Annotated in this window: 22 protein-coding genes and 1 pseudogene; 13 read left to right on the top strand and 10 right to left on the bottom strand. The window is 60.2% G+C overall.

The window, feature by feature from the left end; all coding sequences use genetic code 11:
• Nucleotides 1–125 precede the first annotated feature (125 nt).
• Nucleotides 126–248 carry a PA1414 family protein gene (locus tag ACWHXD_RS21995; RefSeq protein WP_003193089.1) on the top strand — a complete coding sequence of 41 codons (123 nt, stop codon included), beginning with the start codon at nucleotides 126–128 and terminating at the stop codon, nucleotides 246–248.
• Nucleotides 249–440: 192 nt separating this feature from the next.
• Here the strand turns inward: ACWHXD_RS21995 and ACWHXD_RS21990 are convergent, their stop codons facing one another.
• Entirely contained in the window at nucleotides 441–1,823 is a 1,383-nt protein-coding gene (locus ACWHXD_RS21990) for a sodium:solute symporter family protein (RefSeq protein WP_138762315.1), read from the bottom strand.
• 134 nt (nucleotides 1,824–1,957) lie between these two features.
• Nucleotides 1,958–2,908 (bottom strand): agmatinase, encoded by a 951-nt coding sequence (gene speB, locus ACWHXD_RS21985; protein ID WP_003193086.1) that lies wholly within the window; start codon nucleotides 2,906–2,908, stop codon nucleotides 1,958–1,960.
• Between the two features lie 124 nt (nucleotides 2,909–3,032).
• Here speB and ACWHXD_RS21980 point away from each other — a divergent pair.
• The 8 genes and pseudogenes from ACWHXD_RS21980 to ACWHXD_RS21945 form a co-directional block, all read left to right on the top strand.
• A pseudogene (locus tag ACWHXD_RS21980) lies at nucleotides 3,033–3,143 on the top strand (outer membrane lipoprotein carrier protein LolA); the annotation flags it as partial.
• Nucleotides 3,144–3,211: 68 nt separating this feature from the next.
• Nucleotides 3,212–4,105, top strand: a complete 894-nt coding sequence (locus ACWHXD_RS21975) for a LysR family transcriptional regulator (RefSeq protein WP_032895879.1) — start codon at nucleotides 3,212–3,214, stop codon at nucleotides 4,103–4,105.
• A gap of 7 nt (nucleotides 4,106–4,112) precedes the next feature.
• A complete protein-coding gene (locus tag ACWHXD_RS21970; RefSeq protein WP_186606979.1) occupies nucleotides 4,113–4,712 on the top strand; it encodes a tRNA-uridine aminocarboxypropyltransferase in 600 nt (199 codons plus the stop codon).
• Between the two features lie 105 nt (nucleotides 4,713–4,817).
• A complete protein-coding gene (cysM, locus tag ACWHXD_RS21965; protein ID WP_003193080.1) occupies nucleotides 4,818–5,720 on the top strand; it encodes a cysteine synthase CysM in 903 nt (300 codons plus the stop codon).
• The gene (gene rlmD, locus ACWHXD_RS21960; RefSeq protein ID WP_032895882.1) at nucleotides 5,720–7,072 is read left to right on the top strand and encodes a 23S rRNA (uracil(1939)-C(5))-methyltransferase RlmD; all 1,353 of its coding nucleotides are present in this window, start codon (nucleotides 5,720–5,722) and stop codon (nucleotides 7,070–7,072) included. Before cysM ends, rlmD begins: the two co-directional genes overlap by 1 nt.
• Nucleotides 7,073–7,193: 121 nt before the next feature.
• A complete protein-coding gene (gene relA, locus ACWHXD_RS21955; RefSeq protein WP_003193076.1) occupies nucleotides 7,194–9,437 on the top strand; it encodes a GTP diphosphokinase in 2,244 nt (747 codons plus the stop codon).
• 153 nt (nucleotides 9,438–9,590) lie between these two features.
• Nucleotides 9,591–10,424 carry a nucleoside triphosphate pyrophosphohydrolase gene (gene mazG, locus ACWHXD_RS21950; protein ID WP_056786536.1) on the top strand — a complete coding sequence of 278 codons (834 nt, stop codon included), beginning with the start codon at nucleotides 9,591–9,593 and terminating at the stop codon, nucleotides 10,422–10,424.
• Between the two features lie 25 nt (nucleotides 10,425–10,449).
• The gene (locus tag ACWHXD_RS21945; RefSeq protein WP_003193073.1) at nucleotides 10,450–10,995 is read left to right on the top strand and encodes a DUF2058 domain-containing protein; all 546 of its coding nucleotides are present in this window, start codon (nucleotides 10,450–10,452) and stop codon (nucleotides 10,993–10,995) included.
• A 66-nt stretch (nucleotides 10,996–11,061) separates the two neighbouring features.
• Here ACWHXD_RS21945 and ACWHXD_RS21940 read toward each other — a convergent pair whose 3' ends face one another.
• From ACWHXD_RS21940 to purM, 8 genes are all read right to left on the bottom strand, one after another.
• Nucleotides 11,062–13,182, bottom strand: coding sequence for a TonB-dependent receptor (locus ACWHXD_RS21940; RefSeq protein WP_138762312.1), 2,121 nt, complete (start codon nucleotides 13,180–13,182; stop codon nucleotides 11,062–11,064).
• Between the two features lie 2 nt (nucleotides 13,183–13,184).
• Nucleotides 13,185–14,405 carry an MFS transporter gene (locus tag ACWHXD_RS21935; protein ID WP_138762311.1) on the bottom strand — a complete coding sequence of 407 codons (1,221 nt, stop codon included), beginning with the start codon at nucleotides 14,403–14,405 and terminating at the stop codon, nucleotides 13,185–13,187.
• A complete protein-coding gene (locus ACWHXD_RS21930) occupies nucleotides 14,395–16,320 on the bottom strand; it encodes an IucA/IucC family protein (protein WP_138762310.1) in 1,926 nt (641 codons plus the stop codon). The genes ACWHXD_RS21935 and ACWHXD_RS21930 overlap by 11 nt, the downstream gene beginning before the upstream one ends.
• Before the next feature lie 176 nt (nucleotides 16,321–16,496).
• Nucleotides 16,497–16,685, bottom strand: coding sequence for a hypothetical protein (locus ACWHXD_RS21925; RefSeq protein ID WP_034128323.1), 189 nt, complete (start codon nucleotides 16,683–16,685; stop codon nucleotides 16,497–16,499).
• A 446-nt stretch (nucleotides 16,686–17,131) separates the two neighbouring features.
• The gene (locus ACWHXD_RS21920) at nucleotides 17,132–18,433 is read right to left on the bottom strand and encodes an IS4 family transposase (RefSeq protein WP_098952559.1); all 1,302 of its coding nucleotides are present in this window, start codon (nucleotides 18,431–18,433) and stop codon (nucleotides 17,132–17,134) included.
• Nucleotides 18,434–18,951: 518 nt separating this feature from the next.
• A complete protein-coding gene (locus ACWHXD_RS21915) occupies nucleotides 18,952–19,665 on the bottom strand; it encodes a DUF3108 domain-containing protein (RefSeq protein WP_032895894.1) in 714 nt (237 codons plus the stop codon).
• Between the two features lie 8 nt (nucleotides 19,666–19,673).
• Complete coding sequence (gene purN / locus ACWHXD_RS21910) at nucleotides 19,674–20,324, bottom strand: phosphoribosylglycinamide formyltransferase (RefSeq protein ID WP_044268401.1); 651 nt, start codon at nucleotides 20,322–20,324, stop codon at nucleotides 19,674–19,676.
• Nucleotides 20,324–21,382, bottom strand: coding sequence for a phosphoribosylformylglycinamidine cyclo-ligase (gene purM, locus ACWHXD_RS21905; RefSeq protein ID WP_014719398.1), 1,059 nt, complete (start codon nucleotides 21,380–21,382; stop codon nucleotides 20,324–20,326). Before purM ends, purN begins: the two co-directional genes overlap by 1 nt.
• Nucleotides 21,383–21,723: 341 nt before the next feature.
• Here purM and ACWHXD_RS21900 point away from each other — a divergent pair, with 341 nt between their 5' ends.
• The 4 genes from ACWHXD_RS21900 (at nucleotide 21,724) to ACWHXD_RS21885 (ending at nucleotide 25,641) form a co-directional block, all read left to right on the top strand.
• Nucleotides 21,724–22,764 carry a DUF2066 domain-containing protein gene (locus tag ACWHXD_RS21900; protein ID WP_138762493.1) on the top strand — a complete coding sequence of 347 codons (1,041 nt, stop codon included), beginning with the start codon at nucleotides 21,724–21,726 and terminating at the stop codon, nucleotides 22,762–22,764.
• 55 nt (nucleotides 22,765–22,819) lie between these two features.
• The gene (locus ACWHXD_RS21895; RefSeq protein WP_003193054.1) at nucleotides 22,820–23,893 is read left to right on the top strand and encodes an AI-2E family transporter; all 1,074 of its coding nucleotides are present in this window, start codon (nucleotides 22,820–22,822) and stop codon (nucleotides 23,891–23,893) included.
• Nucleotides 23,894–24,097: 204 nt separating this feature from the next.
• Entirely contained in the window at nucleotides 24,098–24,802 is a 705-nt protein-coding gene (gene hda / locus ACWHXD_RS21890) for a DnaA regulatory inactivator Hda (RefSeq protein ID WP_003193052.1), read from the top strand.
• Nucleotides 24,803–25,011: 209 nt separating this feature from the next.
• Entirely contained in the window at nucleotides 25,012–25,641 is a 630-nt protein-coding gene (locus tag ACWHXD_RS21885) for an NlpC/P60 family protein (protein ID WP_138762492.1), read from the top strand.
• Nucleotides 25,642–25,660 lie beyond the last annotated feature (19 nt).

The following is a 25,660-nucleotide window of genomic DNA, read 5'->3' as shown; positions in this document are numbered from 1 at the left end:
GGATCAATTCAGTAATAGTTAGTTGTGGTTTCCTTCAAGCATTACCTAGGACTTAGGGCTACTATCACTGTAGGAAACGGCGACAGAACTCACGCCGGCCAGCACTACCCTCAAAGGGGGCAATCATGAAAGAGAAAATCCAAAACTGGCTCCACGACCTTGGTGTTGCATTGGGCTTGATCGAGCCTCCACTGCAACCGGTGCCGATCCGCACGGATGACGAGCAGCGTCGGCCACGTCGCCGCTAAAAAATGTGGGAGCGGGCTTGCTCGCGAAAGCGGTGTATCAGTCAACGAAAAGGTTGAATGACACACCGCTTTCGCGAGCAAGTCGAATCGTCGCACCGCCGCTCCCACAATTATTTTGTACCCGGCGAAAAAAACGGGCGCGACCTCCGACGTCGCGCCCGCTGAAGAAAATATTCCTGTCCTTGTTATAGCTCAAACCACCGCAGCCGCCACTTTCTCGGGTCGACGTGACAGCAAGCTCACCAGCACAAAGCTCACCAGCGCCACCGCCAGGCTGTAGTAGATCGGCGTGTTTGCATCCAACCCATCTTTGAACATAAACACCAGCGCGGTCACAAAGCCCAGGCTCATGGACGTGATTGCGCCCGAGGTTGTCGCGCGCTTCCAGAAGATCGCGCCGATCAAGGGCACCAACATACCGCCGACCAACAGGTTATAGGCCAGGGTCAGGGCGCTGATCACATCGTTCACCACCAAGGCGATACCCAGCACGGCAACTCCGGTCAACAGGGTGAACAGGCGGTTGATACGCAGGCTCGACGCCTTGCCGCCGCGCAGGCGGGGCAGCAGGTCTTCGGTCAACACGGTGGAGGCGGCGAGTAGGCCGGCGCTGGCGGTGGACATCATGGCGGCCAGCGCGGCGGCGATGACCAGGCCGCGAATGCCGTCCGGCAACGAGGCTTTGACGATCGCGGCGAAGGCATTGTTGACGTTGTCCAGATCCGGGATCAGCACATGGGCAGCCATGCCGATCAGCGCACAGGCCAGGCCGTACAGGATGCAATAGAAGCCGGCGAAAGTGCCTGCGTACTGGGCGACCTTTTCGTCACGGGCAGTGAACACCCGTTGCCAGATATCCTGGCCAATCAGGATGCCGAAAAAGTAGATCATGAAGTAGGTGATGATCGTGTCCCAGCCGATCGCGGTGAAGCTGAAGTTCGACGCTGGCAGCTTGGCCACCAGCTCATCCCAGCCACCGACGCGGTACAGGCAGATCGGCAGCAGGATGAACATCAGGCCGACGGTCTTGATCACAAATTGCACAATATCGGTGAGGGTCAGCGACCACATGCCACCGATGGTCGAATACACCACCACCACGCCACCGCCCACCAGTACCGACATCCAGAACGGCAGGTCGAACAGCACTTGCAGCACCGTGCCGATGGCCAGGATCGAGGTCACGCCGATCATCAGCGCGTAGGCCAGCATGATCACCGCGCTGGCCTGGCGGGCCATGGGGTTGTAGCGTTTTTCCAGGACCTGGGTGACGGTGAAGATTTTCAGCTTCAACAGAGGCTTGGCCAGGAACAGGTTCAGGGCAATGATGCCCGCGCCGAGCGCGGCGCACAGCCAGAAACCCGAAATACCATGCACATACCCCAGGCGCACGGTGCCGACGGTGGAGGCACCGCCCAGCACCGTCGCGGCCATGGTGCCCATGTACAGCGATGGGCCGAGGTTGCGGCCGGCGACCAGGTAGTCTTCGTGGGTCTTGGCGCGACGCATACCGTAGTAGCCGAGCACCAGCATGCCGGCGGCGTAGATGAGTACGACGAATAAATCCAAAGCCATGACGGCGGTTCTCCGATTATATTTTTTATGGGCGATCAGGCGGCAGCTGGCTCGGTAAGCACGCGAGCGAAAGTCAGGTACATCGTTGTGGGGACCTGTTAGATCCCCTTGGTTGTTAATGTGAAGACGCTGTATCAGCGATGCGCGACGCCGGGCAGTACGCAGAGCATCTCGTACAGTAAGTTGGCGCCCAGCAGCGAGGTATTGCCGGTGGTGTCATAGGGCGGCGACACTTCTACCAAGTCGCAACCAATCAGATCCAGGCCCTGGCAGCCACGGATGATTTCGATAGCCTGGATGGTGGTCAGCCCGCCGATTTCCGGGGTGCCGGTGCCGGGCGCCCAGGCGGGGTCGATGCCGTCGATGTCGAAGCTCAGGTACACCGGGCCGCCGCCGACTTTCTCCCGTACTTCGGCCATTAATGGCGCGAGGGAGTGATGCCAGCATTCTTCGGCCTGGACCACGCGAAAGCCTTGCTTGCGGCTCCAGTTGAAGTCTTCGGCGGTATACCCCTGGGCACGCAGGCCGATCTGCACCACGCGGTCGCAATCGAGCAAGCCTTCTTCCACGGCGCGGCGGAAGGTGGTGCCGTGGGCAATTTTCTCGCCGAACATATGGTCGTTGACGTCGGCGTGGGCATCGATGTGCACCAACCCGACCTTGCCGTGTTTCTTGTGGATCGCCCGCAGGATCGGCAGGGTGATGGTGTGGTCGCCGCCCAGGGTCAGGGGGATGACGTCGTGCTCGAGGATCTCATCGTAGGCTTCTTCGATGATGCGCACCGCGTCGAGCAGGTTGAAGGTGTTGATCGCCACATCGCCGATATCGGCCACCGACAGTGAGTCGAACGGGGCGGCGCCAGTGGCCATGTTATAGGGGCGGATCATCACCGACTCGGCGCGGATTTCCCGAGGGCCGAAGCGCGTACCGGCGCGCAGCGAGGTGCCGATATCCAGGGGTACGCCGATAAAGGCGGCGTCCAGGCCCTTGGCCGTTTGCAGGTGGGGAAGACGCATCATGGTGGCGATGCCGGCGAAGCGCGGCATTTCGTTGCCGCCCAGTGGTTGGTGGAGAATCTTGTCCACGGGATTGCCTCATCGTTGTTTTGTTTATTGATGGCCGATTCTGCGAAAAGCCTGGCGTATGAAGAATCGGCAGACGCAAATACTTAGTTCAGATTTTTCTAAACTAAAGCCTGGGTTAAACTCCCTGGATCCTGTAGGAGCGAGCTTGCTCGCGAAAAACGTCAACGATGATGCGCACGCCCAGAATGTGCGCGGCGTCCTCAGGTTTTTCGCGAGCAAGCTCGCTCCTACAGTTGATCGTTCCCATGCTCTGCGTGGGGATGCATCCTGTGATGCTCTGCGTCACGCTTCATTGGAGCCCCCATGGCCAACGCCTTGCCCGACCTGAAACTCCTGCGCATCTTCGTCAGCGTCGTGCGCCATCAAGGGTTCGCCAACGCCCAGCACGAACTCAACCTGTCGACGTCGGCCATCAGCACCTACATGAGCCAACTCGAATCTGCCTTGGGCCTGGTGCTCTGCCATCGTGGCCGTGGCGGCTTCAGCCTGACCAGCAAGGGCGAACTGTTTCATCAGGAAACCCTGCGCCTGTTGGGCGAACTTGAAGGTTTCGAGCAATACGCCGCAGCGTTGAAAGGCGAATTGCGCGGCACCCTCAAGCTCGGGGTGCTCGACTCCACCGTCAGCGACAAGGCCTTGCCGTTTGCCGAAGTGATTGGCGCCTACAGCCTGGAGCACCCGGCTGTGCATTTGCACCTGTCGGTGATGAGCCCCTACGAATTGCAACTGGGGGTGCAGGACAACCGCCTGGACTTGGCCATCGGCGCGTTTTCCAACCGCATGAGCGGGCTGGTCTACATGCCGCTGTACCGCGAACAGCACTGGTTGTATTGCAGCACCCGGCACCCGCTGTTCAACGAGCGGCGCATCCCGGAGCAAGTGATCACCCAGCAACGCATGGTCGGGCGAGGTTACTGGAGCCAGGCCGAGCTGGCGCGCCACGGCTTCAAGCACAGCGCTGCGACGGTGGAAAGTATGGAAGCGCAACTGATTCTGGTGCTGTCGGGCGCTTATATTGGCTACCTGCCGGAGCATTACGCCCAGGCCTGGGCAGACAAGGGTGACCTGCGTGTTTTGCTGCCGGCCACTTTTGGTTACCAGGCGCCGTTTTCGATGATCATGCGCCGTGGCCGCAGCCGCGAGCCACTGATCCAGACCTTCCGCGATTTGCTCAAGACCCAGCTCAACCAGGCCTGAAAACACCATGTCCCGACCCCACTGCCCGCGCTGCCTGCGCCCAACCACGCACTGCCTCTGTGCGCTGATCCCCCACCTCGACAGCCGCACCCGCGTGTTGCTGTTGCAGCACCCGAGCGAGGTCGGCCATGCGCTCAATACGGCGCGGTTGGCGGCGTTGGGCCTGAACAATGCGCAGTTGGTGGTGGGGGAGGTGTTTGATGACCTGGCGACGCTATTGAACCCGCCTGGCTATCGGGCACGGCTGTTGTTCCCGGCGGATGACGCCGAGCCGCTGCACGCCTATGCCCCTGACGATCAGCCACTGCTGTTGGTGGTTCCCGATGGCACCTGGCGCAAGGCACGCAAGCTGTTGCACCTCAACCCTTTGCTGGCAGCGTTGCCCCGGGTGACATTGGCCGAAGGCGGCGTTTCCCGCTATCGCTTGCGCAAGGCGCCGGGGCCTGGCGCCTTGTCGACGGTCGAAGCGATCACGCAAGCGTTGCAGGTGCTGGAAGCGCCGACGTCGTTCGAGCCACTGCTCAAACCTTTTGAAGCGCTGATCGAAGGGCAGATTGCTGCGATGGGCGAGGAAGTCTTCCAGCGTAACCATGGCGACCCGACATAAACCCTGCTTATGCCTTTAAGCCATAAGCACCACACTTTGCGTGATATGGCCCGCCGGCCTTTCCCGGTATGATGTGCGCCCCGCAGTCTGGATTGCGAATACGCCATGACCTTGCAGTACCCAACAATCGCCGATTGCGTCGGCAACACGCCCCTGGTCCGCTTGCAACGCATGGCGGGTGAAACCAGCAATACCCTGTTGCTCAAACTCGAGGGCAACAACCCGGCCGGCTCGGTCAAAGACCGCCCGGCGCTGTCGATGATCGCCCGCGCCGAGTTGCGTGGGCAGATCAAGCCCGGCGACACCCTTATCGAAGCCACCTCGGGTAACACCGGGATCGCCCTGGCCATGGCCGCAGCGATCAAAGGCTACAAGATGGTGCTGATCATGCCCGACAACGGCAGTGCCGAGCGCAAGGCGGCGATGACCGCCTATGGCGCCCAGCTGATCCTGGTTACCCAGGAAGAAGGCATGGAAGGCGCCCGCGATCTTGCCGAGCGCATGGCCGCCGAAGGCCGTGGCGTGGTGCTCGATCAGTTCGCCAACGGCGACAACCCCGAGGCGCATTACACCAGCACCGGCCCGGAGATCTGGCGCCAGACCCAGGGCACCATCACCCACTTCGTCAGCTCCATGGGCACCACCGGTACCATCATGGGCAACTCGCGCTACCTCAAGGAGCAGAACCCGGCGATCCAGATCGTCGGCCTGCAACCGATGGAAGGCGCGGCCATCCCGGGTATTCGCCGTTGGCCCGAAGAGTATTTGCCGAAGATCTACAACGCCACGCGGGTAGACCGCATCATCGACATGGCCCAGCGCGAAGCCGAAGACACCACCCGCCGCCTGGCCCGTGAAGAAGGCATCTTCTGCGGCGTGTCCTCCGGTGGCGCCGTGGCCGGTATGTTGCGCTTGTCCAAAGAAGTGGAAAACGCGGTGATCGTCGCGATCATCTGTGACCGAGGCGACCGTTACCTGTCGACCGGCATTTTCGACGAACCCAACTGATGGCCAAGCACGAGAGAGGCCTGCGCTTCCAACCGACGGGCGGCAGCCGGGCCCCACAGATACCCGTGGGCAAGAAACAGCGCCTGACCATCGAGCGCCTGGCCAATGACGGCCGGGGCATCGTGTTCTTTGAAGGCCGCACCTGGTTTGTGAATGGCGCGTTGGCCGGTGAAGAGGTGGAAGCACGGGTGTTGGGCGCCCATGGCAAAGTGGTCGAAGCGCGTACCGAACGGGTGTTCCAGGCCAGTGAGTTGCGTCGCCCGGCACCCTGCGCCCATGTTGGCCGCTGCGGCGGTTGCAGCGTGCAGCACCTGCCCCATGAAGAACAACTCGCCCTGAAACAGCGCATGCTTGCCGAGCAATTGTCCCGGGTGGCCGGTGTCGAGCCACAGGAGTGGGCAGCGCCGTTGAGCGGGCCGGAGTTCGGTTACCGGCGCCGCGCCCGCGTGGCCGTACGTTGGGACGCCAAGGCGAAGAAACTCGAAGTGGGTTTTCGCGCCGTGGCCAGCCAGGACATCGTCGCTATCGATGATTGCCCGGTGCTGGTACAGGCCTTGCAACCGATCATGCAGCGTTTGCCAACGATGCTGCGTCGCTTGAGCAAACCGCAGGCGTTGGGGCATGTCGAGTTGTTCAGCGGTTCGTCCATCGCCGTGTTGCTGCGGCATATGGCGCCGTTGTCCGAGGCTGACCTGCAGATCCTCAAGGAATTCTGCGCCTTCCATGACGCCCAATTGTGGCTGCACGGGGAAGGGCAGCCGGAGCCCGTCGAACCGGGTCAGGCCCTGGGCTTCCGTCTGGATGCCTGGGACCTGGAGCTGGCGTACCGGCCGGGTGACTTTGTGCAGGTCAACGCCGGGGTCAACCAGGCGATGGTCGCCCAGGCCCTGCAATGGCTGGCGCCACAAGCCGACGAACGGGTACTGGACCTGTTTTGCGGCTTGGGCAACTTTGCCCTGCCACTGGCTCGCAATGTGCGCGAAGTGGTGGCGGTGGAGGGCGTACAGGCCATGGTGGAGCGTGCGGCGCTCAATGCCGTCAGCAACCATTTGCATAACGCACAGTTTTTTCAGGCCGATTTGTCCCAGCCTTTGACCGACGCAGAATGGGCCAAACAGGGCTTTTCTGCGGTACTCTTGGACCCACCCCGCGATGGTGCTCTGGAGGTTGTGCGCAAACTTGCAGCCTTGGGGGCCAAGCGCCTGGTGTATGTGTCCTGCAACCCAGCCACGCTGGCGCGGGACACGGTTGAGTTGGTCAAGCAAGGCTACCGGCTAAAGCGTGCCGGGATCCTCGACATGTTTCCGCAGACCGCGCATGTCGAGGCCATGGCGTTATTTGAAGCGGGCTAGGATGCCCGTTTAATCCGACTGGCCTGCGTTCTCCAGGGCCTGAACACTGCCACGGAGCTCGCAGTAAAAGTCGGCGATGATTTTGGCGCATCGAAGGTGCGTCGTAGGGAAGGTAAGCAAGATGGTACAGGTGAGAGCACACCAGCCGATCAACACCGACGGCAGTATCAATCTCGAGGCATGGCTGGATCATGCCGTCAGTGTCGACCCGGCACTGGACCGTGAAGCCTTGAAAGCAGCCTGCGAGTTCGCTCGTGAGTCTGAACAGCAAGACAATGCGGCCAAGAACCTGTGGGCCGAAGGCACTTCAAGTTTTCGCACTGGCCTGGAAATCGCCGAGATCCTCGCCGATCTCAAGCTGGACCAGGATTCGCTGATCGCCGCCGTGCTCTATCGCGGCGTGCGCGAAGGGCACATTGCGTTGCCGCTGGTCAGCCAGCGTTTCGGCGCGGTGGTGGCCAAGTTGATCGACGGCGTGCTGCGCATGGCGGCCATCAGCGCCAGCCTCAGCCCGCGCCAGTCGATGGTGCTGGGCACCCAGGGCCAGGTAGAGAACCTGCGCAAAATGCTGGTGGCGATGGTCGACGACGTACGCGTCGCCCTGATCAAGCTGGCCGAACGCACCTGCGCGATCCGGGCGGTGAAGACCGCTGATGACGAAAAGCGCAACCGCGTGGCCCGCGAAGTCTTCGACATCTACGCGCCGCTGGCCCATCGCCTGGGCATCGGCCATATCAAGTGGGAGCTGGAGGATTTGTCCTTCCGCTACCTGGAACCCGACCAATACAAACAGATCGCCACGCTGCTGCATGAGCGGCGCCTGGACCGCGAGCGCTTTATCAGCGACGTGATGGGCCAGTTGCGTTCGGAGTTGCAGGCCACCGGCGTGGACGCCGACATCAGCGGCCGCGCCAAGCATATCTATTCGATCTGGCGCAAAATGCAGCGCAAGGGCCTGGCCTTCAGCCAGATCTACGACGTGCGTGCGGTGCGCGTGCTGGTGCCGGAAATGCGCGACTGCTACACCGCGCTGGGTATCGTCCACACGCTGTGGCGGCACATTCCCAAGGAATTCGACGACTACATCGCCAACCCCAAGGAAAACGGCTACCGCTCGCTGCACACGGCGGTAATCGGCCCTGAAGGCAAGGTGCTGGAAGTGCAGATCCGCACCCACGCCATGCACGAAGAGGCCGAGCTGGGGGTGTGCGCGCACTGGCGCTACAAGGGCACCGACGTCAAGGCCGGGTCCAACCAGTACGAAGAGAAAATTTCCTGGCTGCGCCAAGTGCTGGAATGGCACGAAGAACTCGGCGACATCGGCGGCCTGGCCGAACAGCTGCGGGTGGATATCGAGCCAGACCGAGTCTATATCTTCACGCCCGACGGCCACGCCATCGACCTGCCCAAGGGCGCCACGCCGCTGGACTTTGCCTACCGCGTGCACACCGAAATCGGGCATAACTGCCGCGGCGCCAAGATCAACGGGCGCATCGTGCCGCTCAACTACAGCCTGCAAACCGGTGAACAGGTCGAGATCATCACCAGCAAGCACGGCACGCCGAGCCGCGACTGGCTGAACCCGAACCTGGGCTATATCACCACCTCGCGGGCGCGGGCGAAGATCGTCCACTGGTTCAAACTGCAGGCGCGTGACCAGAACGTCGCCGCCGGCAAGACCTTGCTTGAACGCGAACTGGCGCGCCTGGGCCTGCCTCAGGTGGACTTCGACAAGCTGGCCGAAAAGGCCAACATGAAGATCGCCGAAGACATGTTCGCCGCCCTCGGCGCGGGCGACCTGCGCCTTGCGCAACTGGTCAACCTGGCCCAGCAACTGGTCGAGCCGGAGCGCGGCAACGAACAGCTGGAGCTGATCCCGCGCAAAGCCACTGGCTACAAGCCGGGCAAGCGTGGCGATATCCAGATCCAGGGCGTGGGCAACCTGATGACGCAAATGGCCGGCTGCTGCCAGCCGTTGCCGGGCGACGCGATTGTCGGCTACATCACCCAGGGCCGTGGCGTGAGCATTCACCGCCAGGATTGCGCCTCGGTGCTGCAGTTGGGCGGGCGCGAACCGGAGCGGATCATCCAGGTCAGCTGGGGCCCGGTGCCGGTGCTCACGTATCCTGTGGACATCATCATCCGTGCCTACGACCGTTCCGGCCTGTTGCGTGACGTCTCGCAAGTGCTGCTCAACGAGCGGATCAACGTGTTGGCGGTCAACACCCGTTCGAACAAGGAAGACAACACTGCGTTGATGTCGCTGACCATCGAGATTCCGGGGTTGGACGCACTCGGGCGGTTGCTGGGGCGTATTTCCCAGTTGCCGAACATCATCGAAACCCGGCGCAACCGCACCCCATGAATAGCAGAATGATTGCTGACTGACATGTGGAGCTGTGTTCTGTGGGAGCTGGCTTGCCTGCGATAGCATCACCTCGGTTTAACTCAAGCACCGAGTCGCCGGCATCGCAGGCAAGCCAGCTCCCACATAAGATATTCAGCGGAAAGAGATACGATGTATTCACTCGAAGACCTGCTGCACCTGATGAACCGCCTGCGCGACCCGCAGTACGGCTGCCCGTGGGACATCAAGCAAACCTACGCCACCATCGTCCCGCACACGCTGGAAGAAGCCTATGAAGTGGCCGACGCCATCGAGCGCGGCGATTTCGATCACCTGCAAGGCGAGTTGGGCGACCTGCTGTTCCAAGTGGTGTATTACAGCCAACTGGCCCGCGAAGAAGGGCGCTTCGAATTTGCCGGCGTGATCGACAGCATTACCCGTAAGTTGATTCGCCGGCATCCTCACGTGTTCCCAACCGGCGACCTGTACGCGCCGCTGGATATCCCGCAGTTGAGCGAAGAACAGGTCAAGCAGCGCTGGGAACAGATCAAGGCTGAGGAGCGCGCAGAAAAGTCCGACGCCCCCGAGCAACTCTCCCTGCTCGATGATGTGCCCACCGCCTTACCGTCGTTGTCCCGTGCGGCCAAATTGCAAAAGCGCGCCAGCCAGGTCGGTTTCGACTGGCCGTCCGCGTTGCCGGTGGTGGACAACGTGCGCGAAGAGTTGGACGAAGTGCTCGAAGCCATGGCCGATAACGACTCGGCAGCCATTGCCGATGAAGTCGGCGACCTGCTGTTTGCCGCGGTCAACCTGGCGCGTCACCTCAAGGTCGACCCGGAAACCGCCTTGCGCGGCGCCAATGCCAAGTTCGAACGACGTTTCCGATTTATCGAACAGGCATTGCGCGATACACACCAACCCATAGAAGATTGCACCCTCGAAGTGTTGGACGCCCTCTGGGGTGAAGCCAAACGTCAGGAAAAGAATGTGTCCAGCTGCGGTTGAGCAGTTGCCTAAGTGAGTAAGCACCATGAGCCTTTCCCTTCGCGACCAGTTGCTCAAAGCAGGTCTGGTCAACCAAAAGCAGGCCAAGCAGGTCGGCAAAGAGAAACAGAAACAGCAGCGCCTGGTCCACAAAGGCCAGGCCGAAGTCGATGACACCCAGGCGCGCCTGGCCGCCGAGGCCCAGGCCGAGAAGGTCAAGCGCGACCAGGAGCTGAACCGTCAGCAGCAGGAAAAAGCCGAGGCCAAGGCGCGTACCGCCCAGGTCAAGCAACTGATCGAGACCTCGCGCCTGCCCAAGCTGACCACCGAGGACTACTACAACTTTGTGGATGACAAGAAGGTCAAGCGCCTGTCGGTCAACACGCTGATGCGCAACAAGCTGAGCAACGGCTCCCTGGCGATCGTGCACCACGGTGGCGGCTACGAGGTGATCCCGCGCGAGGCGGCGCTCAAAATCCAGGAGCGCGCGCCGGAACGTATCGTGCAGCTCAACATCCTCACCGAAAGCCAGGTGCCGGATGAGGATGATCCGTACGCCGCTTACCAGATCCCAGATGATCTGATGTGGTAAGCATCTAGAAACGACAAACCCCGCCAAATGGCGGGGTTTGTGTTTTAAGCGTGCAGCGTCAGCCTGTTACCAATCCACGGCGTAACTCAGGCTGAAGGTACGACCCTCGGCATTCGGGTACGGTGCGCGGGCGTTGGCCTGGGCGAACATGTTCTGGTAGTTGCGATTGGTGAGGTTGTACACCGCACCTTCCAGGCGGCCTACCGGTAGCCTTACCGAGCCCAGCAGGTCGACCAGGGTGTAGCCCTGGATATCGCGACCGTTGTTGTCCTTGGCCGCCGCGTCGTAATTGGCCAGGCGCATACCCTGCAAGCGCAGGCTGTAGTCGTCACGCTCATAGCCGACAAAGGCTGTGGTCTTGGCGGGGGAGATGCGGGTGGCAGGCAGGTCGATCCACTTGCCGTTCTGCTGGGTCTCGCCTTTGGCATAAGCGTAAGTACCACCGACGGACCATTGGTCGGTAACGTTATAGGTCAAGCCGGTTTCGACGCCACGCACGCGCTCTTTCTGATTGATCAGGCGCAGCACACGATCATTGGCGTCATAGAACTGCGTGACATCCGAGGTGTTTTCATACGCGGTGACACTGGCCTGCCACTTGTCCCAGTCGCCACGCCAGCCCAGCTCGTAGCTGTCGACTTTCAGGGCCTGAGCATTGAGATCCTGAATATCGTATTTGCTGTTCACATCACGCAGGAAGCGCTGGATATCCGGCAGGGAAAAGCCCTGGCTGAAGTTGACGAACACATCCTGGTTGTCGGTCAGGTGGTACACCGCACCGAGGTTATACAGCGTGTCATCGTATTTGAGCGTGCCACCGGGCAGTGTCGCGCGGTTGCCGGTCTGGACGATTTCGCCGTATGCGATGCTGTCGGAGACCTTGCTCTCAATCCACTCGCGACGTACGCCACCGCGCAAGGTCCAGTTGTCGATGTCGTAGGACAGCTGGCCAAAGATGGCTTTGGTGGTGGTCTCGATATCTGGGCCCAGTTCGAACGTGGTGCCGGTTTTGGTGTAGGTCAGGCCATTGACCCGGTATTGGTCGCCACGCTGGCGTGAGGTTTCATGGTCGTAGTCCGCGCCCCATACCAGGTTGCCCGTTGCCGGGCCGATGTCCGGCATCTGGGTATCGACCGCTGCACGCAGGCCGTAGACGTCCTGCACGCTGTTGTTGTCTGACACGCCTGCCCGGCCTCGGGACAGGTCTGGGAAGAACAGTGCATCCGCCCGCCGCCAGTAACTTTCGACCTGCAAACCCTGGCCGTAAAAATCCTTGTCGGCGTAGTTGAGGTTGACCGCCTGGTTATGGGTGTAGGGTTGGTCGCCAAGGTCCAGGCCTTTTACGGCGACTGCGTCGCTGGTGATGCGTGGGTTCTTGGTGTAGCGGGTGTCTTGTTCGTCCTTGTAGTCTTGCAGCGACAGGCTGATCTTCTTGTCGTCATCAAGCTCATAGCCGAAGCGACCTTGCAGGTCGTAGGTATCGGTGTCCATGTTGCTGCCCTGGGACGTGTCCTGGGGAATGCGCTTGCCATTACCGTCGAACTGATCGTTGCGCTGTACGGTATTGCCTGAGAGATACCAGTCCACCGGGCCCTTGCGGCCCGTGGCGCTTTGGAACGCCTGGTAAGCGAAACCCTTGTGGCTGAAGTTGTTGCCGGCGGTCATGCCGATCTTGCTGCTGAACGCCAGGTCTTCACCTTGGTTGCGTTTGGTGATGATGTTGATGATGCCGCCCGATGCGCCTGCGCCGTAGACACTGCTGGCGCCAGAGATCACTTCGATACGCTCGATGCTTTCTGGTGCCACGCTGTTGAGCTGGCGGAAGTTATCGCGGGTGGCGTTTTGCGAAACCCCGTCGATCAGGATCAGGGTATTACGCCCGCGAAGCGTCTGGCCGAAGTTGCTCATGCCGCCGCTGGAAGGCGCAATGCCAGGCACCAGTTGGCCGAGGATATCGGCGACCCGACGTCCTGCACCCGTCTGCTGGCGGATTTGCGTTTCATTGATCACCTGCACCGAGCCTGGAATCTGCGCAATGCTGGTTTCGCTGCGCGTGGCCGAAACCACTGTCGCCTGCAGTTGCAGGCTGGTCGGCGTTGCCGGTGTCTGCTCGGTCTGATCGGCCCAGGCAGGGGCGCTTATCGACCCAAGAAGTGGCAGCAGTACTGCCCATTGCGATGTGTTCATGATCATGTCTCAGAGTTATTAAAAGTATTGACAGAAAAATCGGATGTCTCAGGCGCTCGCGCAAATGCACGGATGACTCGGATACTCGCGGCGGCCAGGGCATAGGTCAGTGCCACCAGCCAGAAGCTGTGCGCCAAGCCCACCCACCCCATGCCGATACCGCCCAACAAGGCGCCGCACAGCGCACCGGCTTTGGCGGCGCTATTGCCCATGCCCAGGGCAAAACCCTGCTGGCTGTGCGCTACGGTAGTGGCGATCAGGGTGTAGGCTACGGGCAACAACGCGCCCTGCCACACGCCCCACAGCAGCCGGCTGGCGATGAACCCCACCCATTCACTGGCCAGCGCCGTGCAGGCCAGCGTGAAGGCGCAGGCCCACGTGACCCACTCAATGATGCGCAGGGTATGGGCTGGCTGATGCCGATCGAACAGGCGGCCCCACAACGGCGCGGACAGTGCCAGGGTCAAGGCGCTGGCGCCATAGCTGGCGCCGATCAGCCACGCGGGCGCGTGCAAAACCTGGGCGACATATAAGGCGTAAAACGGTTGCGGCATCATCCTGGCTGCCTGGATCAATACGATGATCCCCAGCATCGCGCCAATCCAGCCTTTGGGGAGTGCGGCAGGCTTGGACGTGCGGGCGGGTCTCGATCGTGGTGAGTCGCTGGGTAAGAACGCGCTGATTATCGCGCACAACAGGCAGACGCCGGTGGCGCTGTAGCACAGCAATGCGAAACCGGATATGTCCATCAGCCAGCCGCCCAACACCGGCCCGGCCAGGGAGCCGACGGCGGTGGCTGATTGCAGCCGGGCAAGAATGTGCCCCCGTCCGCCGTCGCCGCAGCAGGCCAGCGCGTAAGCTTGGGCAGCGGCGATGAAACCAGCCAATGCGCCTTGTACCACACGGATAGCCACCAGCCACCATGGATCAGGCGTAATCGCAGCCAGCGCCTGGCACACCGCCAACGCCAGCAGCGCGCGGATAATCATGAGCTTATGGCCGGTGCGGTCGCCCAGTCTTCCCCACATAGGCGTGAGGATCATCGCCGCCATCATTGGCCCTGCATACACCAGCGAAGACAGCAGGCCGGTGTACTGGGCATTGGCAACGCCCAGCAGCTTCTGGATTTGCAGCGGCCAAAACGGGCCGCTCATTTCCATCGCTCCCATCGACACCAACTGAATCACCACCAGCAGCCGCAGCGCTGTGTTGTTAGTCGGCATTGGCGGCCGCGCTCAACGGGTTAGGCAGGCGCCCGACGATATCGGCATGGCTCTCCAGCAGGCGCATGCGCATGAACGACTTGGCCGGCCACGCGTGCTCCAGCAGTGCTTCGCGCTCGGTGGTCCAGCGCTGTGGATCAACCTGCGTGCGCAGGTCGTCAAAACACTGGCTGACCTGAGCCGACAGTTCATCCCAGAGCAGCGCCTGGGGGATGTCGAAGTGGCGCGCAGCGAGCAGGATGAGCTCGCCCAGATGGCACATGAATACGGTGTGCAGGAGTTTGTCCCGTACGAAACCGGCGTCGTCGTACAGCGTCATCTTCGGGTCGTGCAGTTCAATGTCCAGGCCGTGGGCGTGCAAGGTCTTGCGGTCGATTCGGATATCGCCGAAGTCGCGCAGCAACAGGCGGCTCAATTGTCCGTCTGCGGCCATCACCATGAAGGAATTTTGCTGATGGGCCTCAAAAGCGATGCCATAACGCAAGTACATGCCCAGCAGAGCTGGCACGGTGATCGCTGCGTAGTCATGGAAGAACGCGAGCATGGCCGCCGCGTCATCCTTGCCTTGGCTCAGGCGCACCCACTGACGTAGCAGTGGCTGGCCGTGTTGATCAATGGCAAACAGGCTGCCCACTGGCACGGCCATTTCCCCTGGCTGGAGCTGGCTCTGGGGATTGTCGCGATAGAGCACTGCCAAGTGGCGGGAGTGCTCGTCATTGGCCGGTTGTGGCTGGAAATGCACACCGATCCGTTCGGGAACGATGTTCAGGCGTTGTTGAATCGCAGGCTCGCGTTCCAGGATGCTCAGCAGCAGATGGCTGATCCGTGGGCCCATGCGCGCTGAACGCGGCGAGACGGTGCGCTGTACGCTGGTCAGTCGTAGTGACACGGGCAGCTTGACCATCGGCGCATCGCGACGGCCCTCAGGTAACACGGTCCTGAATGACATGGTGGGGTGGGCGGTAAACGCGACGATATCGGTCAGCACCAGCAGCTTGTCGCCGATTTCGTTGGCGAACAGTTGGGGCAGTTCCTGGCGTGCCTGCCAAGGGTGGGCGGGCAATGGCAGATAATCGCCTGCCTCAAGACCCTGTGCTTGCAGGACTGCGGTCAGTTGCTGTGCCGCTTGCGGGAAGTGCTCGCTCCACCACTGCCAGTAATCGGCGGTACCGACCAACTTTTCGACATGGGCAAATTGGCGATGTAGCGCACACAGCAGCACCGGGAAGCGTGCTTCGAACTCTGGCGAATAGTCGATGACTTGCTCGGTATTCAGGCCCAGCTTGGTCTTGTAGTTGGGGTGCCATGGGTGACCCAATGTTCCCCACTGTTCAAGCACGGAAGTCGGGTTGATAACGCTCGGGCTGTTTTTGAGATGACTCAGCAGGTTGTCTTGATGCACCGGGTCCATGGACGCCTGCAACTTGAGCGTCCATTGCTCATGGAAGGCCAGGCACAAGGTGTCGTTGATGAAGCTGTCGTCGATCTCAACGTTGAGGCGGTTGAGCACTTCCCGGTCGGCAGGCGAATCAAGGCTGGCGTTAAGCAACGTCAACAACTGTGAGGGGAACTGGATTTTCTGTTCGGGCTGGCCTTGGCGCAACAGGATGACTTCGCCGCGCAGGTCCCAGCTTGCCATGCGGCCAGGACGCAAATGTTCGAAACGCAGTCGGGCCTGGCAAGGCAGTGTCAGTGAGCAATGCCCATGTTCGTCATAAATGAGGGTGCTGGGGTCCAGCAGGCTTTCACGAAACAAAGCTTGGATCAGGCGTTGGAAGCTACGTTCGGCGGCGGGTGCCAGCGTTTTGATCAGGGCTTGGAGGCTGATGTGGCTGGCCTGAAATTGCGCGGTGGCAAGTGCTTCGCTCCAGCGTTTCAGTAACGCGTTTTCCGGCTTGCTGCTGTTTCCATGCATCAAATTGATTCCCTGATTCGTGAGCCTGAATGAAAAGCGAACGAATGATATCGAGAATCATTATTTGTGTGTGTTTTTGTTACATTAATTTATGACAAAAAAACCGCGCTCAAAAGGCGCGGTTTCTTGTAGACGGCCCGGCTGCGTGGGCCGGGCGTCAACATGATTTCAGAGCTTCAGGAGCTTTTTGCCTGGCGTTGCAGTTCGAGAGTTTCGAGCTCGTTTTTATAATTATTGGCGTCGCTCTCGTTGTGAAACATGCCGACCAATACGTCTTGCTGATGGACATCCCAGATGTGAATCCCGTGGCCTACGGCTTCATGGGACATATGTTCATCGTCGCGTTCAGTTACTTTTACAGTCATCTGCTTGCTCCAATCTCTGGTTGATCTGCGGCAAGTCGTCGCAGGCCTCTGTTATATGATTTGTTAGCTTGCTAAGTAAACTGATTTTGCGCGCAATAATTCATTGCAGGAAGCGCAACAATGCTGGAGGCCGCGTAAACCGAGGCATTACGTCGCCATGGCAGAGGCTTTATGACAAAAGTTTCATGTTCGGGGCGGCCAGGTTGACCTCGGCACCGCCATCGCAGGCAAGCCAGCTCCCACCTTGAAATGCATTCCCCTGTGGAAGCTGGCTTACCTGCGAAGACGGCCTCACAGTCGACGCCTATCTACCTGATACCCCACGATCCAACTGTGGGAGCGGGCTTGCTCGCGAAGGCGGCCTGGCAGGCGACACTGTTATACCGAGTACATATCCATTCCTGCGGTAACGGCCACTTAGGGTTCCGCCCTGACGGCCAGCCCTTTCAAGGTCTTTTCGTTTTGGCAGCCTTGATTACCCTGTCCGTTGAAACATGCGCATTCACCGCCTTGCCTTGCACCCATGTCTTGGGTTTAGGCACCTTGGGGCCGCGGGGGCTTTTCGCAACTTGTTTGGGTTGGATGTTTCTGGCCAGCTCCAACAAACGCTGGGCCAACTTTTCCACAGGGATGGCGGGAAGATATTCCGAGGGCAGTGCAATCTGCATTCCCTCATAACCACTCCTGACCTGGACCGCCAAGTGATAGATCGAGGCTTCCCAGCCATCAGGCTGGGTCTCCCGATGGGCTTGCTCCACGCTTCGCTTGAGTACGGCCAGGACGTTGTAGGCCAACACTGCCGTAGTGAACCCGAGCAAGGCGGCCTTTGGGCTGCCGAGAGTTTCGATTTCACTTTCCAGGATCGCTTCCAGTCGCTGGAACATACCTTCAATGCTCCAGCGGCGGCGATAGAGTTGCGCGATCTGCTCAGCGCTGACGCTTTCAGGCAGGTTGCTCCAGAACATCAAGCTGCTGTCACCCGAGTCTGTTGGCGAATGAAGCGTCAGTTCGACGCGCCGACATTGGTAACCGCCTCTGACCTGGATGATCTGCTCACGCACAGAGCCTGTTTCCACAGGCACGGGTTCTTGCCACTCACCCTCTTGAATCAGGCGTGGATGTTTGGCTTGCTGGCGAATGACAAAGGACGTCTGGACCTGCTCACAAGCTTCCATTACCGGAAGCGTGCAGTAGAGTCGGTCAGCCAGCCACACCTGGCCAGGTTCAGCATTAGCCAACAGAGGCAACACGCAAACACGCTCGCTGGCGTAGGCATCCTCACATGCCTGAAGGTCGATAACCTGATCGAGATCGGGATCGTAGACCACTACCGAAAAACCGGGACGAGCCGCACCTCGCTCCTGGCGTAAAGCCCCCAGACGCTTCTCAGTGGATGCCAGGTGATTGCCGTCTACCACGCGAACCTGCCAGTCCGGCAGCATCGTCGTGCAGCCCAGTTCTTTGATGGTTGGAGTCAGTCGTTGCGCACTACCGGTGACCAGAGCGCGCAATAGCGCGGGTTCAGTACGACTGATCTTGTCGTAAAGCGCCGCCAAGCTGACAGGGAGATCTTCCAGTTGCCGCGCGGCGGCGTGCAGGGATGGCTTCAAACCCAATGAAACAAGGGACATCAGCTTGATTATGGTCGAGAACAGTAGTTCACGAGAATACTGCCGTTGCCGATGTTCTTCGAAGACCTGATCGACCCACTCAGGGGCAATAGCTTGTTCCAGCGCCAATTTGGCCATGACGCTGGCAGGTGCTTTTTTCTCGAAACGCGCTAGAACATCGGCCCACATCGTTTGGGATCCCTGAATGAAATTTCAGGGGATTTTACCGAAGACCTTGAAAGGGATGGCCCTGACGGCGGCTCACTTTTGAAAAGCCGGAATGCCGGCCCAGTCAAAAGTAAGCAAAACGCTCTTGCCCCACCACTCGGCACCTCGCTTAGGCTCGGTGTGCCCGAACACAGGCTTGAATCCGTGGGCCGCCGCCACGCGCCATCCATGGCGCGGGGCGGCTAACCCGGCGTCCTGCCGGGTTACCCACGAATTCAAGCCTGCGTTCGGCCAGCGTGGTTTAACGGGGCGCCTGAGATCAAGAGCAAGATCAAGAGCGACTCGCTCCGCATCGTGGTTACCGTCTGCTGCTACAGCCCAAAAGTTGTGTAGATACCTATGCTGCGATAGCGGTAGTGGCCGCGCCTAAAATTGCAGGCAAAAAAAAGCCCCGCATTCAGCGAGGCTCTTTTCCGGTGCATCAGCAATCAGCTGCCTTTGACGGCCTTACCGTCAACGGTGCCATCCTGCAGCATGATGTTGTATTCCTTGCCATCGGTCTCAACCTGACGCAGGGCAACCAGGATGCCGCCCTGGTTCTTGGCAAACCACATCTGGGTGATGCGCTTGCTCTGCGACGGGTCGCGCACGCGCTCGACCTTGATCGCGTCGATCGAACCGACTTTGGTCTGGACCTTTTCCGAGCCGATCACGCGGAAGTCGTAGGTATCGGTATCGGTACCCTCAACCACGCGGTAGCTCATGCTCTTTTTGCCCGCAGCCACATCACGCTGCAGGGCGAGTTGATAGGTGGACTTGTCGAGCATGCCGCTTTCGAGCGTGACATTGACCGGGTCTTTGTTTTCAAAGCCGGTGACTTTCTTGGCGCTCTGGTCAAAATCCAGGTTGATCTTCTTCGCCTTGCCCAGGCCGCCGCGTTCGAAGCTGTAGCTCTTGGGTTGCAGGGTGTCCTTGTCGAACAGGATCACGCTGGTTTCGGTCAGGCTGGCAATCATCATCGAGGCCTTGAAATTCAAGGTCCAGGTACCGTCGCCATTCTTGGCCAGGCTGCGTTCAGCCGAACCGCTCATGGGCAGTTGTTTCCAGTCGGCGGTGTAGCTGACGGAGAAGGGGTGAAGGTCTGCCGCTTGTACGGCAGGCAAAGCGAACAGCGCAAAAGCGAAAAGCAGGGCGCGACGCATAAAATCTCCTAGGTTCGAATCAAGTGGCCGCTGGCCGCGAGTAACTGGCCGTCCAATAATGCACCCTGGTCGCCAAGAATCAACCGTCCTTCGGCAAACCAGCGAACAGCCAGTGGGTAAATCCTGTGTTCCTGGGTATGAACCCGTTGCGCAAGCGTCTGCGCCGAGTCGCCTGACTCTACCGGAACCACTGCCTGTACGACCAGAGGCCCGCCATCGAGTTCCTCGGTCACAAAGTGCACGCTGCAGCCATGCTCACTGTCGCCGGCGTCGAGGGCGCGCTGGTGGGTGTGCATGCCTTTGTACTTTGGCAGCAGGGAAGGGTGGATATTGAGCAGGCGCCCTTCGTAGTGCCGGACGAAATCTGCGCTGAGAATGCGCATGAAGCCGGCAAGGACCACGAGTTTGGGCTTGAAGGCGTCGATCAGTTCGATCAAGGCGCTGTCGAAGGCCTCGCGACCGTCGAACGCCTTGTGATCCAGGGAGCGAGTATCGATACCCGCGTCACGGGCGCGTTGCAGGCCGTAGGCGTCGCTGCGGTTGGAAATCACCGCAGCGATGCGCACCGGGCTGTCGCCGGTGCGCGTGCTGTCGATCAGGGCCTGCAAGTTACTGCCGGTGCCGGAAAGCAGCACCACGACATCACAGGTCTGGGGCATCAGTGAGCCTTGAGGTTCTTCAGTTCAACCTGGGCTGCGCCTTCGGCAGCAGTGGCGATCTGGCCAATGACCCAAGGTTGCTCGCCGGCTTCACGCAGCACGTTCAGCGCGGTTTCAACGTGTTCCTGCGCAACGCAGATCACCATGCCCACGCCGCAGTTCAGCACGCGGTGCATTTCGGTTTCGTTGACGTTGCCTTTCTCTTGCAGCCAATCGAAGACTGCCGGGCGCTGCCAGCTGGCTACGTCGACAATCGCCTGGGCGCCTTTTGGCAGGACGCGCGGGATGTTGTCCAGCAGGCCGCCACCGGTGATGTGGGCCATGGCCTTGACGGCGCCGGTGTCCTTGATCAGCTTGAGCAGTGGCTTGACGTAGATGCGGGTCGGCGCCATCAGCAGGTCTGTCAGTGGCTTGCCGTCGAGCTGGATGTTCTCGATGTCGGCGCCGGACACTTCGATGATCTTGCGGATCAGCGAGTAACCGTTGGAGTGCGGGCCGGACGATGGCAAGGCGAGCAGGGCGTCACCAGCGGCTACTTTGGAGCCGTCGATGATCTCGGCTTTTTCCACCACGCCCACGCAGAAGCCGGCCAGGTCGTAGTCTTCGCCTTCGTACATGCCTGGCATTTCAGCGGTTTCACCGCCCACCAGGGAGCAACCCGACAGTTCGCAGCCAGCGCCGATGCCGGTCACAACCTGGGTAGCGGTCTCGACATTGAGCTTGCCGGTGGCGTAGTAGTCGAGGAAGAACAGCGGCTCGGCGCCGCACACCACCAGGTCGTTGACGCACATGGCGACCAGGTCGATGCCGATGCTGTCGTGCTTGTTCAGGTTCAGGGCCAGGCGCAGCTTGGTGCCCACGCCGTCGGTGCCGGACACCAATACAGGCTGCTTGTAGCCGGCCGGGATTTCGCAGAGGGCGCCAAAACCGCCCAGGCCACCCATGACTTCAGGGCGCGCAGTGCGCTTGGCGACGCTCTTGATGCGTTCGACCAATGCTTCACCGGCGTCGATGTCTACACCGGCGTCCTTGTAGCTCAGGGAGGGTTGCTTGCTCATGATCCAGGCCTTTAGGGGGGATTTCTGGGTAACGACCGGGCGGGCGGGGGCTTTTGGAAAGGGCCCTGCCGTTGACGGTCTGCGAAGGCGCGCGATTTTATCAGGCTTGAGGGGCAGCGGCCATCCTCGGGCCGACGGGCAGGGCATATGAGCTCAAAAAAATGCAAATCGGGCCGGTAATCGTGCGTATTAAGGTATAGCCTTGAGCTCGCTAGCGTTATGACAGTATGAAAACTTACCGGGACCCTGTGAATGTTTTACCGGTCGCTGTGTCACAGCCTTGCCAAACCGAGATCACGCGGTCTGTTCCAACCGCTAAATTTGTCGTTCGGGAATCTTCCATGCGTCTGTGTAAATTCTTTTTTGTAGGCTGCTTGTCGTTGGTCAGCCTGGCGAGTCATGCCGAAACCCTCAATGGCCTCTATCAAGTACTTGAACCGGTCAGCAGCCAGTCGCCCCAAGAGCGCGACCAGGCCACACAGCGTGCCGTGCAGACCCTGGTGATCCGCCTGACCGGCGACGCCAAGGCCGCCGATGGCCCGGGCCTGGCGGCGATCCGCAAAGATCCGCAACAAATCATCAGCCAGTACGGCTACGACGCCGGCCCGCCGGAAAGCTTGCAAGTGGACTTCGACCCGGTCAGCACCGACCGCGCCTTGCGTGATGCGGGCCTGTCGATCTGGGGCAGCAACCGGCCGTCGATCCTGGGTTGGTGGTTGAACGATTCAACCGAAGGCAGCAGCCTGGTCGGCGATGGCCAGGCCGTGGCCCAGGCCCTGCGCCGGGCCGCGCAACACCGGGGTCTGCCGCTGCGCTTGCCGCTGGGAGACCTGGATGAACAGGTAGTCGCCACCGCGCCGAATCTTGAAAGCCCGGACGCCACGCCTTTGCGTGCAGCGTCCGAGCGCTACGGTGCCGATGCGTTGCTGGCGGTGCATGCGCGTCAGGAAGGCAGTCAATGGCAGGCCAAATGGCGCTTGTGGCTGGGCGACAAGGCTGAGGAGGGCACCGCCCAAGGCGCTGACACTGCCGCGCTCGCCGATGCTGTCTTGCTGGCGGTCAGCCAAAAGCTGGCCCCGCGTTTTGCGGTCAAACCTGGGGTGAGCACTGAGCAACTGCTTGAGGTGCAAGGCATGAACCTGGAGCGCTACGCCGCCCTGGGTCGCTTGCTCGAGCCCTTTGGCGGCCAGCCGCAGTTAGTGGATGGCAACCGGATTGTGTATCGCGTCAATGGCAGCGCCGAACAACTGCGCACCCAATTGAGCCTGGCCAAGCTGCAGGAAATTCCTGCTGGCGAAGCCTTGGCCCAGCCCGTCGTGGTCGATGGCGCGCAACCGGCTGCTGCACCTGAGCCTCAGGCGCAACTGCGTTTTCGTTGGTAAACGGTGTTCCTCCTTCTATATAGAAGAAGGGCGTAGATAACAGATGGAGTGGTATATGGCGGATACGCGTCGTTGGGTGTGGCTTGGCGGGATTGTCCTGCTGTGCGTTTTTGTGTTCTTGCTGCATTCGATCCTGACGCCGTTCCTGGTAGCGCTACTGCTCGCCTACCTGTTCGATCCGGTGGTGGATCGCCTGGAAAAAGTCGGCATGTCGCGCACCTGGGGCGTGATCACGGTGTTTGCGCTGTTCACGTTGATCATCACGGCGCTGGTGTTGATATTGGTGCCGATGTTGGCCAAGCAGCTGTTTCGCCTTTATGAACTGGCGCCGCAGATGCTCGACTGGTTGCAGCACACGGCAATGCCGTGGGCCCAGTCCAAGTTCGGGCTGGCAGATGGCTTCTGGAAGTTCGACAAGGTCAAGGCGGCCATCAGCGAACATATGGACAAGACCACCGACATCGTTACGGTGGTGCTCAGCCAAGCGACCGCTTCCAGCCTGGCGCTGATCGGCTGGTTGACCAACCTGGTGCTGATCCCGGTGGTGGCGTTCTACCTGCTGCGAGACTGGGACATCATGATGGCCAAGATCCGCAGCCTGCTGCCCCGTGATCGTGAAGAACGCGTGGTTTCCCTGGCGGCGGAGTGTCATGAGGTGCTGGGTGCGTTCGTGCGCGGGCAGTTGCTGGTGATGCTGGCCCTGGGCGTGATTTACGCTGCCGGCCTGATGGCGATCGGCCTTGAGCTGGGGCTGTTGATCGGCTTGATTGCGGGCCTCGCGGCCATCGTGCCCTACATGGGCTTTGTGATTGGCATCGGTGCGGCGCTGGTGGCCGGGCTGTTCCAGTTCGGCGGCGACCTGTACCCGATGCTGGGGATTGTCGCAGTGTTCATGGTGGGCCAGGCCTTGGAAGGTATGGTGCTGACGCCACTGCTGGTGGGCGATCGAATCGGCCTGCACCCGGTGGCAGTAATCTTTGCGATCCTGGCGGGTGGCGAGCTGTTCGGCTTTACCGGCATCCTGTTGGCGCTGCCGGTGGCGGCGGTGATCATGGTGCTGGTGCGCCATGTGCACGACCTGTACAAGGATTCAGACGTTTACACAGGAGTGGATGAGCCCGAGTTGTAATCGCAATGTCACAAACCCGGCCCTGGCCGGGTTTGTTGTTATTGGCGCCGGGGGCGTCAAACAAATTCGCGTAAACCTGCGAGTTAACGCAAACCTTTGATTTTGCTTGTGGTCTGCTGCATTGTGCGCCCGGCGTCACGGGTATAAACTTTGCAAACTTTACACAGAGGCCACTAACGGTTCGATGGGAGCCGTTCAGTCAGCATGAAACCGATTCAGCTGCCCCTAGGTGTGCGTCTGCGTGATGACGCTACCTTTATCAACTACTACCCAGGCGCCAATGCCGCTGCACTCGGCTATGTCGAGCGGCTCTGCGAAGCCGACGCCGGGTGGACTGAAAGCCTGATCTATCTGTGGGGCAAGCATGGCGTGGGGCGTACCCACCTGCTGCAGGCCGCGTGCCTGCGTTTCGAACAGATGGGCGAACCGGCGGTGTACCTGCCCCTGGCAGAGTTGATGGACCGCGGCATCGGCATCTTCGATAACCTTGAGCAATACGAACTGGTGTGTCTCGACGACTTGCAGGCAGTGGCCGGCAAGGCGGAGTGGGAAGAGGCGCTGTTTCATTTGTTCAACCGCCTGCGCGACAGCGGCCGACGTCTGCTGATTGCGGCCTCTACCTCGCCCCGCGAGCTGCCGGTGAAGTTGGCCGACCTCAAGTCGCGGCTGACCCTGGCGCTGATCTTCCAGATGCGCCCGTTGTCCGACGAGGACAAGCTGCGTGCGCTGCAACTGCGTGCTTCCCGCCGTGGCCTGCACCTGACCGACGAAGTCGGGCACTTTATTCTCACCCGTGGTACCCGGAGCATGAGCGCGCTGTTCGATTTGCTTGAACAGCTCGACCAAGCTTCTTTGCAGGCGCAAAGAAAATTGACGATCCCTTTTCTGAAAGAGACCTTGGGTTGGTAAGGCCTTGATTTTCCATATGTCGGCATTTTCAAGGCGTCAGAAAACCTGCGTTTGAGCCTTAAGGGCTACGCAACTGAAGCAAAAAATGGAATCACGGCTTAGATGTCATGGTCGAAACCGGAAGTCACATAGATCACGATTGAATTTGCAAATCGATGTGATAGAGGGCATAGTCTCGGCTTCTTTACACATCAGCCACGGTCGTGCCCATGCTAAATCGCTTCGCACCCCTCGTGCCTCTCGCACTCGTTACCCTGTTGTTTGGTTGTGCCTCCCACCCTCAGCAGGTGGCAGAACAGCAAAAACCACAGGTTCATAATCAGGCAAAGTTCGTTGCTGCACAGTCTGCTTCTGTTTATGAAGAAGAGGTGGCAACCGAAAAAGAACTCGCCGAGTTCTCCGACAGCAAGCCTTACCAACTGCCACTTCTGGCCGACAGCATCCTTGAGCGCGGCATGTCCTTGATCGGTACCCGTTACCGTTTTGGCGGCACCTCGGAAGCCGGTTTTGATTGCAGCGGGTTCATTGGCTACCTGTTTCGTGAAGAAGCCGGTATGAACCTGCCGCGCTCCACGCGCGAGATGATCAACGTGAATGCACCGTTGGTCGCACGAAACAACCTCAAGCCCGGTGATCTGCTTTTCTTTAGTACCAGTGGCCGCGGTCGTGTCAGCCACGCCGGTATCTACCTGGGCGATAACCAGTTTATTCACTCCAGCAGCCGCCGCAGTGGTGGTGTTCGGGTCGATAACCTGGGTGACAGCTATTGGAGCAAAACCTTCATCGAAGCCAAGCGCGCACTCGCCATGGCCCCGACGACGGTTACCGCTAGTAAGTAAAGTTAAAGTGATACTTGAA

The sequence above is a fragment of the Pseudomonas fjordensis genome, from assembly GCF_976987115.1.
This window is presented reverse-complemented; position numbering and strand designations above follow the sequence as displayed.

What these genes read in the sequence shown, in the direction of transcription:
- ACWHXD_RS21995 (WP_003193089.1), top strand. Translation starts at nt 126, where the DNA reads ATGAAAGAGAAAATCCAAAACTGGCTCCACGACCTTGGTGTTGCATTG.
- ACWHXD_RS21990 (WP_138762315.1), bottom strand. Translation starts at nt 1,823, where the DNA reads ATGGCTTTGGATTTATTCGTCGTACTCATCTACGCCGCCGGCATGCTG.
- ACWHXD_RS21975 (WP_032895879.1), top strand. Translation starts at nt 3,212, where the DNA reads ATGGCCAACGCCTTGCCCGACCTGAAACTCCTGCGCATCTTCGTCAGC.
- ACWHXD_RS21970 (WP_186606979.1), top strand. Translation starts at nt 4,113, where the DNA reads ATGTCCCGACCCCACTGCCCGCGCTGCCTGCGCCCAACCACGCACTGC.
- cysM (WP_003193080.1), top strand. Translation starts at nt 4,818, where the DNA reads ATGACCTTGCAGTACCCAACAATCGCCGATTGCGTCGGCAACACGCCC.
- rlmD (WP_032895882.1), top strand. Translation starts at nt 5,720, where the DNA reads ATGGCCAAGCACGAGAGAGGCCTGCGCTTCCAACCGACGGGCGGCAGC.
- relA (WP_003193076.1), top strand. Translation starts at nt 7,194, where the DNA reads ATGGTACAGGTGAGAGCACACCAGCCGATCAACACCGACGGCAGTATC.
- mazG (WP_056786536.1), top strand. Translation starts at nt 9,591, where the DNA reads ATGTATTCACTCGAAGACCTGCTGCACCTGATGAACCGCCTGCGCGAC.
- ACWHXD_RS21945 (WP_003193073.1), top strand. Translation starts at nt 10,450, where the DNA reads ATGAGCCTTTCCCTTCGCGACCAGTTGCTCAAAGCAGGTCTGGTCAAC.
- ACWHXD_RS21940 (WP_138762312.1), bottom strand. Translation starts at nt 13,182, where the DNA reads ATGAACACATCGCAATGGGCAGTACTGCTGCCACTTCTTGGGTCGATA.
- ACWHXD_RS21935 (WP_138762311.1), bottom strand. Translation starts at nt 14,405, where the DNA reads ATGCCGACTAACAACACAGCGCTGCGGCTGCTGGTGGTGATTCAGTTG.
- ACWHXD_RS21930 (WP_138762310.1), bottom strand. Translation starts at nt 16,320, where the DNA reads ATGCATGGAAACAGCAGCAAGCCGGAAAACGCGTTACTGAAACGCTGG.
- ACWHXD_RS21925 (WP_034128323.1), bottom strand. Translation starts at nt 16,685, where the DNA reads ATGACTGTAAAAGTAACTGAACGCGACGATGAACATATGTCCCATGAA.
- ACWHXD_RS21920 (WP_098952559.1), bottom strand. Translation starts at nt 18,433, where the DNA reads ATGGCCAAATTGGCGCTGGAACAAGCTATTGCCCCTGAGTGGGTCGAT.
- ACWHXD_RS21915 (WP_032895894.1), bottom strand. Translation starts at nt 19,665, where the DNA reads ATGCGTCGCGCCCTGCTTTTCGCTTTTGCGCTGTTCGCTTTGCCTGCC.
- purN (WP_044268401.1), bottom strand. Translation starts at nt 20,324, where the DNA reads ATGCCCCAGACCTGTGATGTCGTGGTGCTGCTTTCCGGCACCGGCAGT.
- purM (WP_014719398.1), bottom strand. Translation starts at nt 21,382, where the DNA reads ATGAGCAAGCAACCCTCCCTGAGCTACAAGGACGCCGGTGTAGACATC.
- ACWHXD_RS21900 (WP_138762493.1), top strand. Translation starts at nt 21,724, where the DNA reads ATGCGTCTGTGTAAATTCTTTTTTGTAGGCTGCTTGTCGTTGGTCAGC.
- ACWHXD_RS21895 (WP_003193054.1), top strand. Translation starts at nt 22,820, where the DNA reads ATGGCGGATACGCGTCGTTGGGTGTGGCTTGGCGGGATTGTCCTGCTG.
- hda (WP_003193052.1), top strand. Translation starts at nt 24,098, where the DNA reads ATGAAACCGATTCAGCTGCCCCTAGGTGTGCGTCTGCGTGATGACGCT.
- ACWHXD_RS21885 (WP_138762492.1), top strand. Translation starts at nt 25,012, where the DNA reads ATGCTAAATCGCTTCGCACCCCTCGTGCCTCTCGCACTCGTTACCCTG.